General features: G+C 64.2%; 11 protein-coding genes. 8 read left to right on the forward strand and 3 right to left on the reverse strand.

Annotated elements, in window-relative coordinates; genetic code table 11:
* Positions 1 to 131 precede the first annotated feature (131 nt).
* From CTATCC11996_RS12090 to CTATCC11996_RS12125, 8 genes are all read left to right on the forward strand, one after another.
* Complete coding sequence (locus tag CTATCC11996_RS12090; protein ID WP_003076448.1) at positions 132 to 1307, forward strand: multidrug effflux MFS transporter; 1176 nt, start codon at positions 132 to 134, stop codon at positions 1305 to 1307.
* A gap of 117 nt (positions 1308 to 1424) precedes the next feature.
* Positions 1425 to 2423, forward strand: coding sequence for a tripartite tricarboxylate transporter substrate-binding protein (locus CTATCC11996_RS12095; RefSeq protein ID WP_003076450.1), 999 nt, complete (start codon positions 1425 to 1427; stop codon positions 2421 to 2423).
* A gap of 16 nt (positions 2424 to 2439) precedes the next feature.
* Positions 2440 to 3762, forward strand: coding sequence for a sulfatase family protein (locus CTATCC11996_RS12100; protein ID WP_003076453.1), 1323 nt, complete (start codon positions 2440 to 2442; stop codon positions 3760 to 3762).
* Positions 3763 to 3888: 126 nt separating this feature from the next.
* Entirely contained in the window at positions 3889 to 4896 is a 1008-nt protein-coding gene (gene miaA, locus CTATCC11996_RS12105) for a tRNA (adenosine(37)-N6)-dimethylallyltransferase MiaA (RefSeq protein ID WP_034348945.1), read from the forward strand.
* A 38-nt stretch (positions 4897 to 4934) separates the two neighbouring features.
* Entirely contained in the window at positions 4935 to 5669 is a 735-nt protein-coding gene (locus CTATCC11996_RS12110) for an ABC transporter ATP-binding protein (RefSeq protein WP_003076457.1), read from the forward strand.
* Positions 5666 to 8314 carry an FtsX-like permease family protein gene (locus CTATCC11996_RS12115; protein WP_003076458.1) on the forward strand — a complete coding sequence of 883 codons (2649 nt, stop codon included), beginning with the start codon at positions 5666 to 5668 and terminating at the stop codon, positions 8312 to 8314. Before CTATCC11996_RS12110 ends, CTATCC11996_RS12115 begins: the two co-directional genes overlap by 4 nt.
* Before the next feature lie 87 nt (positions 8315 to 8401).
* On the forward strand, positions 8402 to 8842 hold the full coding sequence (locus tag CTATCC11996_RS12120; protein WP_003076460.1) for a VOC family protein: 441 nt from the start codon (positions 8402 to 8404) through the stop codon (positions 8840 to 8842).
* A gap of 63 nt (positions 8843 to 8905) precedes the next feature.
* Positions 8906 to 10078 (forward strand): lipocalin-like domain-containing protein, encoded by a 1173-nt coding sequence (locus CTATCC11996_RS12125; protein WP_003076462.1) that lies wholly within the window; start codon positions 8906 to 8908, stop codon positions 10076 to 10078.
* A gap of 1 nt (position 10079) precedes the next feature.
* Here CTATCC11996_RS12125 and CTATCC11996_RS12130 read toward each other — a convergent pair whose 3' ends face one another.
* The 3 genes from CTATCC11996_RS12130 to CTATCC11996_RS25715 all read right to left on the reverse strand — a co-directional run bounded on the left by CTATCC11996_RS12130 (position 10080) and on the right by CTATCC11996_RS25715 (position 13533).
* The gene (locus tag CTATCC11996_RS12130) at positions 10080 to 10751 is read right to left on the reverse strand and encodes a TetR/AcrR family transcriptional regulator (protein ID WP_003076464.1); all 672 of its coding nucleotides are present in this window, start codon (positions 10749 to 10751) and stop codon (positions 10080 to 10082) included.
* Between the two features lie 176 nt (positions 10752 to 10927).
* Complete coding sequence (locus CTATCC11996_RS12135) at positions 10928 to 13372, reverse strand: membrane-bound PQQ-dependent dehydrogenase, glucose/quinate/shikimate family (protein WP_003076466.1); 2445 nt, start codon at positions 13370 to 13372, stop codon at positions 10928 to 10930.
* Positions 13369 to 13533: a hypothetical protein gene (locus CTATCC11996_RS25715; protein ID WP_155278080.1), complete on the reverse strand. Its 165-nt coding sequence runs from the start codon at positions 13531 to 13533 to the stop codon at positions 13369 to 13371. Before CTATCC11996_RS25715 ends, CTATCC11996_RS12135 begins: the two co-directional genes overlap by 4 nt.
* Positions 13534 to 13555 lie beyond the last annotated feature (22 nt).

Genomic DNA, 13555 nt, shown 5'->3' on the forward strand with positions numbered 1-13555 from the left:
GCATACGGATCAATGAACAGGTTCTGATAGGCTGTCCGGCTATGTCTGCGCCGCCTGCCCTGAACTCAAAGCCAAATCCCGCTCAATCTCTTAATGAGCAAGCGAAGAGTGCTCCTGAATCTGCAGTCTTCGTGATTCTCACGCTGGGGCTGCTGCTGGGTCTTCAGCCGCTGGCAACCGACCTCTATCTGCCCGCCCTACCCCAGCTGCAGCAAGGCTTTGGCGCCCATGTCTCGCAGGCCCAGCTGACGCTGACCGGCTTTTTGCTGGCCTTTGGCTGCTCGCAGATTCTCTGGGGCCCGCTGTCGGACCGGCTGGGTCGCCGCCCCATCTTGCTGCTGGGCATCAGCGGCTATGTGATCGCCGCGCTGGGCTGCGCCAGCGCCCAGAGCATGGAGGCCTTGATTGCCTGGCGCAGCCTGCAAGGCGCAGCCCTGGGCGCCGGCGTGATGTGCGCTCGTGCCGTGGTGCGCGATCTCTACGCACCGCATATGGGCGCGCAAGTCATGTCCAAGGCGCTGACGGGCCTGGGCGTGCTGGCTTTTCTGGCGCCCATCAGCGGCAGCTTGCTCGTGGGTTGGCTGGGCTGGCGCTCCACCATGCTGGCCCAGGCCTTCATGGGCGGTCTGGCCTGGCTGCTGGTGGTACTGCGCTTCAGGGAATCGATTCCCCAGCGCAACCCGCAGGCGCTGCAAGCGGGCAATCTGCTGCGCACCTGGTCGCGCATTGTGCGCAACCCCATGTTCCAGGCCTACAACCTGCTGACCTGTTTCAGCTATGCGGGCCTGTTCACCAATCTGGCGGCCTCTTCGTTCACCTATATCAACGTGCTGCATATGGAGCGTACGCAATACGGACTGATGCTGGGCGGCAACGCGTTGTGCTATATCGCAGGCACCTTTGCCTGCCGCCGTCTGCTGCGCAGCATGAGTGTGCGGCGCGCCGTGGCCGTGGCGGGAGTGCTGTCGCTGACGGCCGGCTCCATCATGGGCCTGGCAGCCCTGGCCGATCTGCGCAGCATCTGGGCCTATGCCCTGCCTTTTTGCCTCTACCAGATCGCCCACGGCATTCACATGCCCTGCGGACAAAGCAATGCCATCGCGCCCTTCCCCCAGGCAGCGGGTACGGCCTCGGCCATCAACGGCCTGGTGATGATGCTCATGGCGTTTGCCATGGGGCATTGGCTGGGACTGAATCTGGATAAGGACTCCACCATGCCGCTGGCCTTCGGCATCTGGTTCTGGTCGGCCTGCACGGCCATCACGGCATGGACGCTGGTACAGCGTTTTGGCATCAGCAAATCATGATTTGAAATAAGATGATTTAGATATTTAAAAACCAATTTTTATTATTTTTCTTTTTATAGAGATTTTTTGAGAATGCCTGGACTGGCCAACGCGCCGCACTTTTTGTGATCTCCAGCCATGCATTCCCGCCGCTCATTTCTGCAGCAATCGCTGCTCGCCGCCAGCTCTGCCGGCTTCTCATTAAGCTCCCTGGCCAAAGCCGCCGAGATCTCTGCCGTGCCTCAGGCCAGTCGCATCCTGGTGGGCTTTGGCGCAGGCGGCGGCATCGATCTGCTGGCACGCGTGCTGGCCGAAAGCATCGCAGCACAACTGGGCAAGAGCCACTATGTGGTGGTGGACAACAAGCCCGGCGCCAACGGCCAGATTGCCGCACAGACCCTGCTCAACGCCCCCAGCGACGGCAGCACCTATCTGATCGCGCCGCTGATCACCCCGGTGCTATCGCAGATCGTCTACAAAAAGCCCGGCTACGATCCAGCACGCGACTTTTCCCCGGTAGGTCTGCTCGCACATTTCCAGTTCGGGCTGGCCGTCCCCGCCAGGCACCCGGCGCGCAATATTCAGGAATATGTGGCCTGGCTCAAGGCCAACCCCGACAAAGCCAACTTCGGCAGCCCCGCCGTGGGCAGCCTGCCGCATTTCTTCGGACTGCTGCTGGGCGAAGCTGCGGGCGTCAACATCGTGCATGTGCCCTACAAGGGCGGCCCGGCCATGATGACGGATCTGATCAGCGGCCAGCTGGCCTCCGCCATCCAGACCACCAGCGAGCTCGCTCCGCTGCACAAGGAAGGCAAGGTGCGCATTCTGGGCACCTTCGGCAGCCAGCGCGGCCGCGAGCTGCCCGATGTGCCGACCTTTGCCGAAGCCGGCTACCCCAAGGCCACAGGCAGCGGTTGGTACAGCCTGTGGGCACGCAAAGGCACTTCGCCCGAAGCCATTGCCGCGGTCAACCGCGCCGTCAACCATGCGCTGCTGGACCCCAAGCTGCAACCCAAATGGGCGGAGCTGTCCCTGCAGCCCGACCCGCGCACGCCGCAGGCGCTGGAGCAGTTGCGCGTGGCCGAAGTCGCCAAGTGGCGTCCCGTGATCACCAACTCCGGCTTTGCCATCGAATAAGCAGAACGACCTACTCATGACCGCACCGAATATCGTTTTCATCCTGGCCGACGATCTCGGCTGGGCCGACCTGGGCGTCTATGGCGCCACCGATTTCAAGACCCCGCATCTGGACCGCCTCGCCGCCCAGGGCGTGCGCTTCAATCAGGCCTATGCCAACTCGGCAGTCTGCTCGGCCACCCGCATTGCGCTGATCACCGGGCGCTATCAGTACCGGCTGCAGGCCGGGCTTGAAGAGCCGCTGGCACGCCATGGTGCGCAACTCGGCCTGCCAGCCGATCACCCCACGCTGCCATCGCTGCTCAAGCAAGCCGGCTACGACACGGCACTGATAGGCAAATGGCACCTGGGCAAGCCGCCCGCGTACGGCCCACAGCTCAGCGGCTACGACTACTTCTTCGGCAACCACAGCGGTGCCATCGACTACTTCACGCACAAGCCCGGCGTGGGCGAACAGTTCAGCTCCGACCTCTGGCAAGGCAACGAGCCCGTGGAGCGCACGGGCTACTACACCTACATCCTGGGGGATGAGGCCACGCGCTATGTGCATGAGCGCAAGGGTCAGGACAAGCCTTTTTTCCTGTCACTGCACTTCACGGCACCGCACTGGCCCTGGGAAGGGCCCGACGACGAGCATGTCGCGCACAGCATCAAGGATCTGTTCCACTACGACGGCGGCAGTCTGAAGAAATACGGCGAAATCGTCGAGGCCCTGGACAAGGCCGTAGGCCAGGTACTGCAGGCGCTCGATGACAGCGGCCAGGCCGACAACACCATCGTCATCTTCACCAGCGACAACGGCGGCGAGCGCTTTTCCAAGACCTGGCCCTTCACGGGCCAGAAGACCGAGCTGCTCGAAGGCGGCATCCGCGTGCCCACGCTGCTGCGCTGGAGCGCCCGCATCCAACCCCAGGTCCAGGAGCAGGTCACGGCCAGCTTTGACTGGCTGCCCACGCTGCTGGCTGCTGCCGGAGCCAGGCAACACCCGGATTTCCCGAGTGACGGCCAGAACATCCTGCCCATACTGGAAGGCCACGCGGCCCAAACGGAGCGCAGCCTGTTCTGGCGCTACAAATCCCAGGCCCAGCGTGCCGTGCGCCAGGGTCCCTGGAAATACCTCAAGATCAACGACAACGAGTTCTTGTTCAATGTGGAGGAGGACGCCCGCGAGCGCGCCAATCTCAAGGTGCATCAGCCCGAGATCTTTGCCGAACTGCGCAGGCAATGGGAGCAGTGGAACGAGCAGTTGCTGCCCATCACGGCAGAAAACTACAGCCACGGCCTCTCGCCCGATATTCAGGCCGACCGCTATGTGCCGGAACGACTGAGCCAGGGCTAGGCCGGGCAGGTCACTAAATCCCGCCGCTGCCGCAAGGCGGCAGGCTGCGTTATCCTTCACAACCAGCAAGAACCAATGGCCGACGGTCATTGGTTCTTGTGCTTTGACCTGTACGGATTTCGCCCCATGACTGCTGCCCACGCCCTGCCCTGTATCGCCATTGCCGGCCCCACTGCCTCGGGCAAGACTGCGGCAGCGCTGGCATTGGCCGAGCGGCTGGCGCAACGCGGTCAGAAGGCCGAGATCATCAGCGTGGATTCGGCCCTGGTCTACAAAGGCATGGACATCGGCACGGCCAAGCCCACGGCGGCAGAGCTGGCCGCCGTCCCGCATCACCTCATCGACATCATCGATCCGTTGCAGGCCTACAGCGCGGCCGAGTTCGTGCGCGACACGCAGAAGCTGGTCGATGAAATCCGCGCCCGCCAGGCCATACCTCTGCTGGTGGGCGGCACCATGCTGTATTTCAAGGCGCTGATGGACGGGCTCGACGATATGCCCGCAGCCAACCCCGACGTGCGCGCCATGCTGGACGCGCAGGCCGCCGAGCTGGGCTGGCCCGCCATGCATGCAAGACTGGCCCAAGTGGACCCCGTCACCGCCGCACGCCTGGCCCCCGGCGACAGCCAGCGCATCCAGCGCGCACTCGAGGTCTGGCAGGTCTCGGGCAAACCGCTTTCGAGCTTTCACACGACCAGAAGCAAGACAGGCCCTGCAGAACAGATGGGACTTGCAATGCTTTTCTCGCTGGAGCCTGCAGAGCGAGCCTGGCTGCACCAGCGCATTGCGCTGCGCTTTGACCTGATGCTGGAGCAAGGCTTCCTCGACGAAGTGCGCAGCCTGCGCGCGCGCGGCGATCTGCATCTGAACCTGCCCTCGATGCGCTGCGTGGGCTATCGCCAGGCCTGGGAAGTGCTGGACGCGCTGGAGGCCGATCCCGGCAAACCGCTGGACATGGCAGGCCTGCGCGAGCGCGGCATCGCATCCACACGCCAGTTGGCCAAGCGCCAGATCACCTGGCTGCGCTCCATGCCCCAGCGCCATGCCATTGCCTGCGATGCGCCGGGCGCCCAGCAGCAACTGCTGGATGCGGCCATGGCGGCCATTGACGCAGCACAGCAGGCCGCAAGCTAAGGACCTTTCGCAGCAGCGTCCCTCGTTAAGATCGCTGCATGGCTGCCACCGACTCACCCCACGCCCATCCGCTGCTGCAGGTCAGCGACCTTGCCAAACTCTATGGCGAGGGCGAGGCCCAGACTACGGTCTTTGCGCAGGTGAGCTGCGAGATCGCCGCCGGCGAATTTGTCGCCATCGTCGGCAACTCCGGCGTGGGCAAATCCACCTTCCTCAACTGCCTGGCCGGGCTGGACAGCTGGCAGCAAGGCCGGGTTCTGCACAACGGCACGGATCTGTCCACGCTCGATGAAGCCCGGCGCGCCATCTGGCGGCGCGCGCATCTGGGCTTTGTGTTCCAGGCCTTTCATGTGCTGCCCCATCTCGATGTGGCGCAGAACATTGCCCTGCCGCTGATGCTGCTGGGCCGCATGGACGGCCAGAGTCAGCAGCGCGTGCAGCAGGTGCTGCAAGCCGTGGGACTCGCGGGTCTGGGCCAGCGCCTGCCCCAGCAGCTCAGCGGCGGCCAGTTGCAGCGCGTGGCCATTGCGCGTGCCCTGGTGCATTCACCGCCTCTGCTGCTGGCCGATGAGCCCACGGGCAATCTAGACCCGTCCACTGCTCAGCAGATCATGGATTTGCTGCTGCAGCAAACCCGCGACAACGGCACGGCGCTGGTACTGGTCACCCATTCCGCAGAAGCGGCCAGGCGCGCCGACCGCGTGCTGCGCCTGACGGCAGACGGCATGCAGGCCGAGCTCTCGACATCGCAGCAAAGCGCGCTAGGCCTGTGACTTCACGCCCCCCGCTTCTTCTGCTGCTGACCAGCTTTTCCTGGCAGGAGCTGCGCCAGCACCCCTGGCGCACGGCCACGGCGCTGATTGCCATCATGCTGGGCGTAGCGTTGGGCTTTGCCGTCCATGTGATCAACCAGTCGGCGCTGGACGAGTTCTCCAGGGCCGTGCGCAGCGTCAACGGCCAGCCCGATCTGCAGCTGCACGCCATGCAGGGTGGCCTGCCGCTGGCGCTCTACCCCCAGGTCACACAGGCCCAAGGCGTCGCCAGCGCCGTGCCCTGGGTCGAAACCACGGTGTTGCTGCCCGCCAGCAGCGCAGATCCGCAGACGCGCGGCACACAAGGAGCGGCGCAAGGCGTGAGCTTGCGCGTGCTCGGCAGCGATGCCCTCAAGCTCGCCCCTGTCGCCCCGGCATTGATGCCACGCCTGTTTGAGGGCGGCAACCGGCTCGACCTGTTTGCTCCCGACGCCGTGTTTCTCAATGCTGCAGCCTTGCAGGCCCTGCGACTGAGTCCTGAGCAAGCCGTCAACGCCCCCATGCAATGGCTGCTCAACGGCCAGGCCCAGCAACTTCGCATTGCGGGCACGGTCGCCGCCAGCGGCGCACCGGTCGCAGTCATGGACATTGCCGCACTGCAGCAGAAGCTCGGCCTGTTTGAGCGCATCGACCGGCTGGACCTATTGCTCACCGACAGCGCCAGCCGCAGCCAAGTGGCCACCGCCCTGCACGCCCTTGCAGCCTGGCAAGACCAGATACTGATCCAGCAGCCCAGCGACGATCAGCAGCGCGTGGGCGAGATGTCGCGCGCCTACCGCGTCAACCTCACGGTGCTGGCGCTGGTGGCCTTGTTCACGGGAGCGTTTCTGGTGTTCTCCGTGCTGGCGCTCAGCGTGGCCCAGCGCGCGCCGCAGTTTGCGCTGCTGGCCGTGCTTGGGGCTACGCCACGCCAGCGCATGGCACTGGTGCTGCTGGAAGCGCTGGCGCTGGGGACTCTGGGCAGCCTGGCCGGCATCGCGCTGGGTACGGGGCTGGTCTGGCTGGCGCTGCAGGTGCTGGGCGGCGATCTGGGCGGCGGATTCTTTGCCGGCGTGCAGCCTGCCCTTCACTGGAGCCCTGTGGCGGCGCTGGTCTTCGGTCTGCTGGGCCTTGCCGCCACGCTGGCTGGGGCCTGGTGGCCGGCACGCGCTGCCATGGATCTGCCGCCAGCGGCCACGCTCAAGGGACTGGGCAGCACGCATGAGAGAGCGCCGCGCCTGTGGCCAGCTGTGGCGCTGCTTGCAGCCAGCCTGGTGCTGGCCTTTATGCCGCCGGTCGCAGGTGTCCCGCTGGCCGCCTATATGGCCGTGGGCCTGCTGTTGCTGGGCGGCATGGCTGCCCTGCCCTGGCTGCTGGGGGCTGTGCTGGCACTGGTGCCCAACGCCTTCTCGCGCCAACCGCTGGCCATGCTGGCGCTGGAGCGCGCGCGGCGCATGCGCCACGCCACTACCGTGGCCGTGGGCGGTGTGGTGGCCAGCCTGAGCCTGGCCGTAGCCCTGACGGTGATGGTCACCAGCTTTCGCGGCAGCATGATGGAGTGGCTGGACGCCGTGTTGCCCGCCCCCATGTATGTGCGCGCGGCCGGCGGCTCCAGCCGTGTCGATGCAGCCCTGCTGCCGGCCGATGCGGCGCAGCGCCTGGAGCAGCTACCCGGCATAGAACGAGCACAGGCCATGCGCAGCAGCCAGCTGGTACTCAGCCCCGAACGCCCGGCCCTGAGTCTGCTGATTCGCCCGCTTCAAGGTGAGCAGGCCATGCAGCTTCCCTGGGTGGAGGGGCCACTGCGCCAGCCCCGCGCGGGCATTGCCGTGCACATCAGCGAAGCCGTGGCCCAGCTCTATGGCTTGAAGCCCGGCGACAGTTGGCCCCTGCTCTCCAAGGCTTTCAGTCTTCAAACTCAGGGCCATCAAGCGCCAGCGGCTTCTTTTTACATTGCATCCGTATGGCGCGACTATGTGCGTCAGTTCGGTGCCGTGGCAATGGACTGGAAGGACTACCTGGCGCTGGTGGGTCATGCAGGCAATGCAGCACAGATCAGCGAGATCGCCGTCTGGCCAGAGTCCCAAAGCCAGCTGTCAGGCACCGATCTGCAAGCAGCGATAGAGCAGGCCCTCGGCACGCCGGGGCAGCCACCTCCGGCGCTGGAGTTTGTCAGCAGCCAGGCGCTGCGCGAGCGCTCCTTGCGCATTTTCGATCGCAGCTTTGCCGTCACCTATTGGCTGCAGGCCGTGGCCATAGGCATAGGCCTGTTCGGCATTGCCGCCAGCTTCAGCGCCCAGGTGCTGGCCCGGCGCAAGGAGTTCGGGCTGCTGGCCCATCTGGGCCTGACGCGCCGCAATGTGCTGAGCGTGGTCGCCGCCGAGGGTCTGGCCTGGACCCTGCTGGGCACCATCGCCGGCACACTGCTGGGCCTGGGCGTGGCGGTGATCCTGGTGCATGTAGTCAATCCGCAGAGCTTTCACTGGACCATGGAGCTTCGCCTGCCTATGCTGCGCCTGCTGGCACTGGGCGCTGCCGTGGTGCTGGCCGGCGTCATCACCGCGTGGCTGGCCGGGCGCCGGGCCGCCAGTGCCGACGCGGTGCTGGCCGTCAAGGAGGACTGGTAGCCATACCTGCACCCCTGTCACCGTTTTTCACACGATTGCGCCATGGCGCAGCGCACAATCAAACCTTAACCGCTGCGAGGAGTTCGTATGCAGATTCAGCCCTATCTCTTTTTCGATGGCCGCTGCGAAGAGGCCCTGGATTTCTACCAGGCCGCTCTGGGGGCAGAGATCACCATGCTGATGCGCTACAAGGATGCTCCGCCGCAACCCGAGTCATCGAGCCAGCAAGGCTGTGGCCCGGGACAGATGGATCCCGAAAAAATCATGCACGCCAATATCCAGATTGGCGAGACGCAGATCATGGCATCTGACGGCATGAACGGCGGCAAGCCCGACTTCAAAGGCTTTTCTCTGTCCATCACCGCGCCCAGCGAGAATGAGGCCGACCGCATCTTTGCCGCCATCGGCCAGGGCGGCAAGGTACAGATGGCGCTGGACACCACGTTTTTTGCGCGTCGTTTTGGCGTGGTGATCGACCGCTTCGGGGTCAGCTGGATGGTGATCGTTCCCCTGGTCGATATCGGCTGAGGCAGCGCAAGGCAGCACCTCGGGATCATGGCATTGCGCTGATCGGCTCGGCGACAATGGGCCATGCCCTATCAGCCCACGCCCTCCCAGCTTCGACAACCGGCACTGCAGGCCCTGTCACGCAGGCAGTCCCTGCAGACGCTGGCAGCTGCCGCTCTGGGCTGGGCGACTCTGGGCCTGGCTCTGCCAGGCATGGCTTTGCCGTCCAGAACCTTGCAGTTTCCGCGCGACTTCGGCAGCCACCCTGATCTGCAGACGGAGTGGTGGTACATCACCGGGCAGTTGCAGGCCGGCGGCAAGCCCTGGGGCTTTCAGCTGACTTTCTTTCGCTCGCGCATCGAAGCCGCGCAAGGCCTGCAATCGGCGCTCGCGGCCAAGCAGCTGATCTTTGCCCATGCGGCCCTGTGCGATGTCGAGGGCCAAAAGCTGCGCCACGACCAGCGCATGGCGCGCGCGGGGCTGGGCCTAGCCGGAGCCGCCGAAAACGATACCGATGTGCATATCGGAGACTGGTATCTGCAGCGTCGCCCCGTACCAGGACAAGCCGCCAGCCAAGCCAGCCACTACCGCGCCCTGCTCCAGGCCAAGGACTTCACTCTGGATCTTTCATTCAACAGCACGCAGCCCCTGCTGCTGCAGGGCTTGAATGGTCTTTCACGCAAAGGCCCGCGTGAGGAACAGGCCAGCTACTACTACAGCCAGCCTCAGCTTGAGGTCGGCGGCTCCATCACCGTGGGCGGGCAGCAACTGCCTGTGCAAGCCAGCGCACGCAACCGCGCCTGGCTGGACCATGAATGCAGCGCGGCCATCATGGACCCGGAGGCTCAGGGCTGGGACTGGATAGGCATGAACCTCGATGACGGCAGCGCCCTCACGGCCTTTCATCTTCGCCGCCGCAATGGCTCGGCACTCTGGGCCGGCGGCTCATTTCGCGCACCGAACCAGAGCGCGCAAATCTTTGCCGCCGATCAGGTGCGGTTTGAGCCGCTGCGCCACTGGAGCAGCCCGCACAGCAAAGCAAGTTACCCTGTGGCCTGGAGCGTGCAGACACCGGCGGGCCGTTTCGAGGTTCATGCGCTGGTGGACGACCAGGAACTGGACAGCCGCGCCAGCACCGGCGCCATTTACTGGGAAGGTCTGTGCGAGCTGCGCAGCATCGGCGCCTATGGCAAAAGCGTCCGCGTAGGCAGCGGCTACCTGGAAATGACCGGCTATGCGAATGCGCTAAGGCTTTAGATCAGCCCTGCTCCTTGCAAACCAGAGCGCCGAGCTGATCGAGCAGCAGCTGCAAATGGCGCGCGCGCAGGTTCTCGCCCAAGAGATCGACCTGCAGCAGGCTGTGCCAGGTCGCAGCATGATCCACGCGGAAGCCGGACAGGGCCGAAATCAGATAGTGAACATCGACCGCGCTCAGCTGGTCCTTGAACAGGCCCTGCGCCACGCCGCGCTGCAGGATGCGCTCGATCGGCTCCAGCGCCGCCTTGCGCAACAGCTCGGTCTTGGAGATCTGGCCCAGCATCTCGCCGCCCTGGAAATTCTCCTGCAGCACCAGACGCGTGAACTCCCGGTTCTGCTCGTGATACTCGAAGCTCCTTTGCGCCAGCGCATGCAGCGCCTGCAAGGGCTCCAGCGCATCGAGATTGAGCTGCTCCTCCGACTCGCGAATATCCGAGTAGCTCTGCTCGATGACCGCGAGGTACACATCTTTCTTGTTGCCGAAGTAGTAGTAGAGCATGCGCTTGGCGCAGCCCGCCTTGGCGGCAATGCGCTCGAGCCTCGCTCCGTCATAGCCGTAATTGGCAAACTCGGTCTTGCCCGCGTCCAGCAGGGCTCGGCGCATATCGGCCGATGCCGCGTCTGCCGAAGGCTGCTGGCTCAGTGAAGTTTCAAGACCTTGCTGCTCGCTCACGACCACATCTCCATTGATTCGGGCGCGCCAGCGTACCACGCAGCGCAGGCATGAAAAATGCCCCCACGCTTGCCACTGCGTGTGGTCGGGGGCGCTTTTCATCTTGGGGCGGCCCGGCAATGAAAAAAGCCATGGCTCTGCCGAGCCATGGCTGTTCCGTTCAATGCCTGCGTCGCCTATTTCCCGCTATCGGGCAATGCGTAGGCAATCACATAGTCACCGCGGTCGGGCGACTGGCGGGCGCCGCCGGCCGAGATCACCACATACTGCCTGCCGGTTCTTGGCGACTTGTAGGTCATGGGGCCGCCCTGGCTGCCAACTGGCAGGCGGCCCTTCCAGATTTCCTTGCCGGTGGCGCTATCCCAGGCGCGCAGATAGTAATCCTGCGTGCCGGCAAAGAACACCAGACCGCCCTGGGTCGCCAGAGTGCCGCCCAGTGTGGGCAGGCCCACAGGCATGGGCATGCGCATCTTGATGCCCATGGGGCCCTGATCCTGCACCGTGCCCACGGGCACCTGCCAGACCACTTGCTGGGTCTTCATGTCGATGGCCGTGAGCGTACCGAACGGAGGCTTCTGGCAAGGAATGCCCAGAGGCGACATAAAACGATCCTTGATCACCGCATAGGGAGTGCCTCCCAGCGGCACCTGACCCATGCCGGTGTTGGGCGCTTCACCGCCGTCGGACAGCTTGTCCTTTTTCTGCTGCGGCATCATCTGCACCCACAGGCCCAGACGCATGTCGTTCACAAAGATCAGATTGTTGCCGGGATCCGCAGACAGGCCGCCCCAGTTCATGCCGCCCAGCGAACCCGGGAAGCTCAGCGACACATCGGTACCAGGCGCCGTGAACAGGCCTTCATAGCGCATGGACTTGAACTTGATGCGGCAGATCAGTTGATCCACCGGCGTCGCGCCCCACATGTCGGCTTCGGTCAAGGTCTTGGTGCCGATCTGCGGCATGCCCACGGACAAAGGCTGGGTCGGGGCGTACTTTTCGCCGGGAATATGACCAGGCTTGACGGCAATGTCTTCCACCTTGGTCAGCGGCTTGCCGCTGTGGCGGTCCAGCACAAAGATCTGACCGGCCTTGGTACCGACCACCAGCGCTGGGGTCGTCTTGCCACCCTGCTGGGGGAAATCGATCAGCGTGGGAGCCATGGGAAGGTCGAAGTCCCACAAGTCGTTGTGCACCGTCTGGTACACCCATTTCTCCTTTCCTGTGGCGGCATCCAGCGCGAGGATGGAAGCACCGTACTTCAGGTCCGCTGCAGAGCGCGTGGCGCCATACAGGTCCACCGAAGCCGATCCCATGGGCAGGTACACAGTATTGGAGCTCGGGTCGTAGGTCGTTCCCGCCCAGACATTGGCCGATGAGCGGGTGTAGGTCTGGCCGGGCTTGAGCACTTCATTGGGCGTGGCTGAGCCGGAGTCGAATGCCCAGCGCTGTGCGCCAGTCATTACATCAAAGCCGCGAATCACGCCACCGGGCATGTCCACCTGCACGTTGTCGGCCACGCGGCCGCCGACCACCACCGTGGTGCCGGCCACCGTGGGGGCCGATGTCAGGGTGTAGAAGGCGGGATTGGAGACATTGCCAATGCCCTGCTTGAGGTCGACCACGCCGTGATCGCCAAACTCGCCGCACAGCTCGCCGTTGTCTGCGTTGATCGCAAACAGACGTGCATCGATGGTGTTCATCAGAATGCGGCGTTTGCAGGTGGCGCCAGCAGGCAGGCTCACCGCCTGCACAGGAGTCGATCCCGGCACGCTGGGCTGAGCCAGTGCGGCATCCGCATCAAAGTAGGCAAGGCCTCGGCAGCGCTCCCACACACCGCCCACATGGGAGTTGGTGTCATGGCGCCACAGTTGCTTGCCGGTGTCGGCGTCCAGCGCAATCACGTTGTTGCTGGGCGTGCAGACAAACACCTTGTCGCCCACCTGCAGCGGTGTGGTCTGGTCTTCAGCGCCGGCCCCCGTGGACTTGGGTACGTCGCCAGTGTGAAAAGTCCAGGCCACCTGCAGCTGGTTGACGTTGTCCACGTTGATCTGATCCAGCGCGGCAAAGCGGTCATTATTGCTGCTGTTGCCGTAATGGCTCCAGTCCTTTTGCTCGCTGGCCGCATCCACTGGCTTGCGTGCCACGGCAGACTGGGCCTGCACCTCGGGGTGAATCTGGAACATGGACACAAATGCCGCCAGGCCAGCGACCAGCATGACCGCCGCTGCAGCAAATGGCGCCTTGCTGGACGACGCCTTGCCCGGCTCACCAGCCTTACGCAGCAGGGGCATGCTGGCCAGCACCACCACGGCAGCAAAGGTCAAGGCCAGCAGACGCGAAATCAGGCTCCAGTAATCCAGACCCACTTCGGCCAGCGCCCATAGCACGGTCGAGCCGAAAGTGCCCAGGTAGAACCATGCACCGCTCACGCGGCGGCGAACCAATTGCACGCCGGACAGCAGCAGCCCCAGGCCAGCGAGCAAAAAGTACCAGCTGCCGCCCAGGCTGATGAGCTTGCCGCCGCCTATCAAGAAGAACAGGCCGGCAAGCGCCAGCGCCGCCCCCAGAACCCAGAGCCAGATGCGGGCGGCCAAGGGCTGCGCCTGCTCCCGATGTGTCATATCGAACCTCGAACTGTATGCGCCTGCAAGCGCACCGTCATCCGGCTGCACTCAGGCATTTTTTGAAATGAGAAAAAAAGTCCATTGTTGTGAGAAATAAAGTCCATCGCTTGCAAACGTGTACCAGAAATTTCAGGAATCTCTGAAATTTCCATTTTCACGAGGGATTCTGGGCAACAAAAA

Source organism: Comamonas testosteroni ATCC 11996, from assembly GCF_000241525.1.
In the GTDB taxonomy this organism is placed as follows: Bacteria; Pseudomonadota; Gammaproteobacteria; order Burkholderiales; family Burkholderiaceae_C; genus Comamonas; species Comamonas testosteroni.

Bases quoted from the DNA above. Each gene is read 5' to 3' on its own strand.
- CTATCC11996_RS12100 (WP_003076453.1), top strand. From the start codon at position 2,440: ATGACCGCACCGAATATCGTTTTCATCCTGGCCGACGATCTCGGCTGG.
- CTATCC11996_RS12120 (WP_003076460.1), top strand. From the start codon at position 8,402: ATGCAGATTCAGCCCTATCTCTTTTTCGATGGCCGCTGCGAAGAGGCC.
- miaA (WP_034348945.1), top strand. From the start codon at position 3,889: ATGACTGCTGCCCACGCCCTGCCCTGTATCGCCATTGCCGGCCCCACT.
- CTATCC11996_RS12110 (WP_003076457.1), top strand. From the start codon at position 4,935: ATGGCTGCCACCGACTCACCCCACGCCCATCCGCTGCTGCAGGTCAGC.
- CTATCC11996_RS12125 (WP_003076462.1), top strand. From the start codon at position 8,906: ATGCCCTATCAGCCCACGCCCTCCCAGCTTCGACAACCGGCACTGCAG.
- CTATCC11996_RS12095 (WP_003076450.1), top strand. From the start codon at position 1,425: ATGCATTCCCGCCGCTCATTTCTGCAGCAATCGCTGCTCGCCGCCAGC.
- CTATCC11996_RS12135 (WP_003076466.1), bottom strand. From the start codon at position 13,372: ATGACACATCGGGAGCAGGCGCAGCCCTTGGCCGCCCGCATCTGGCTC.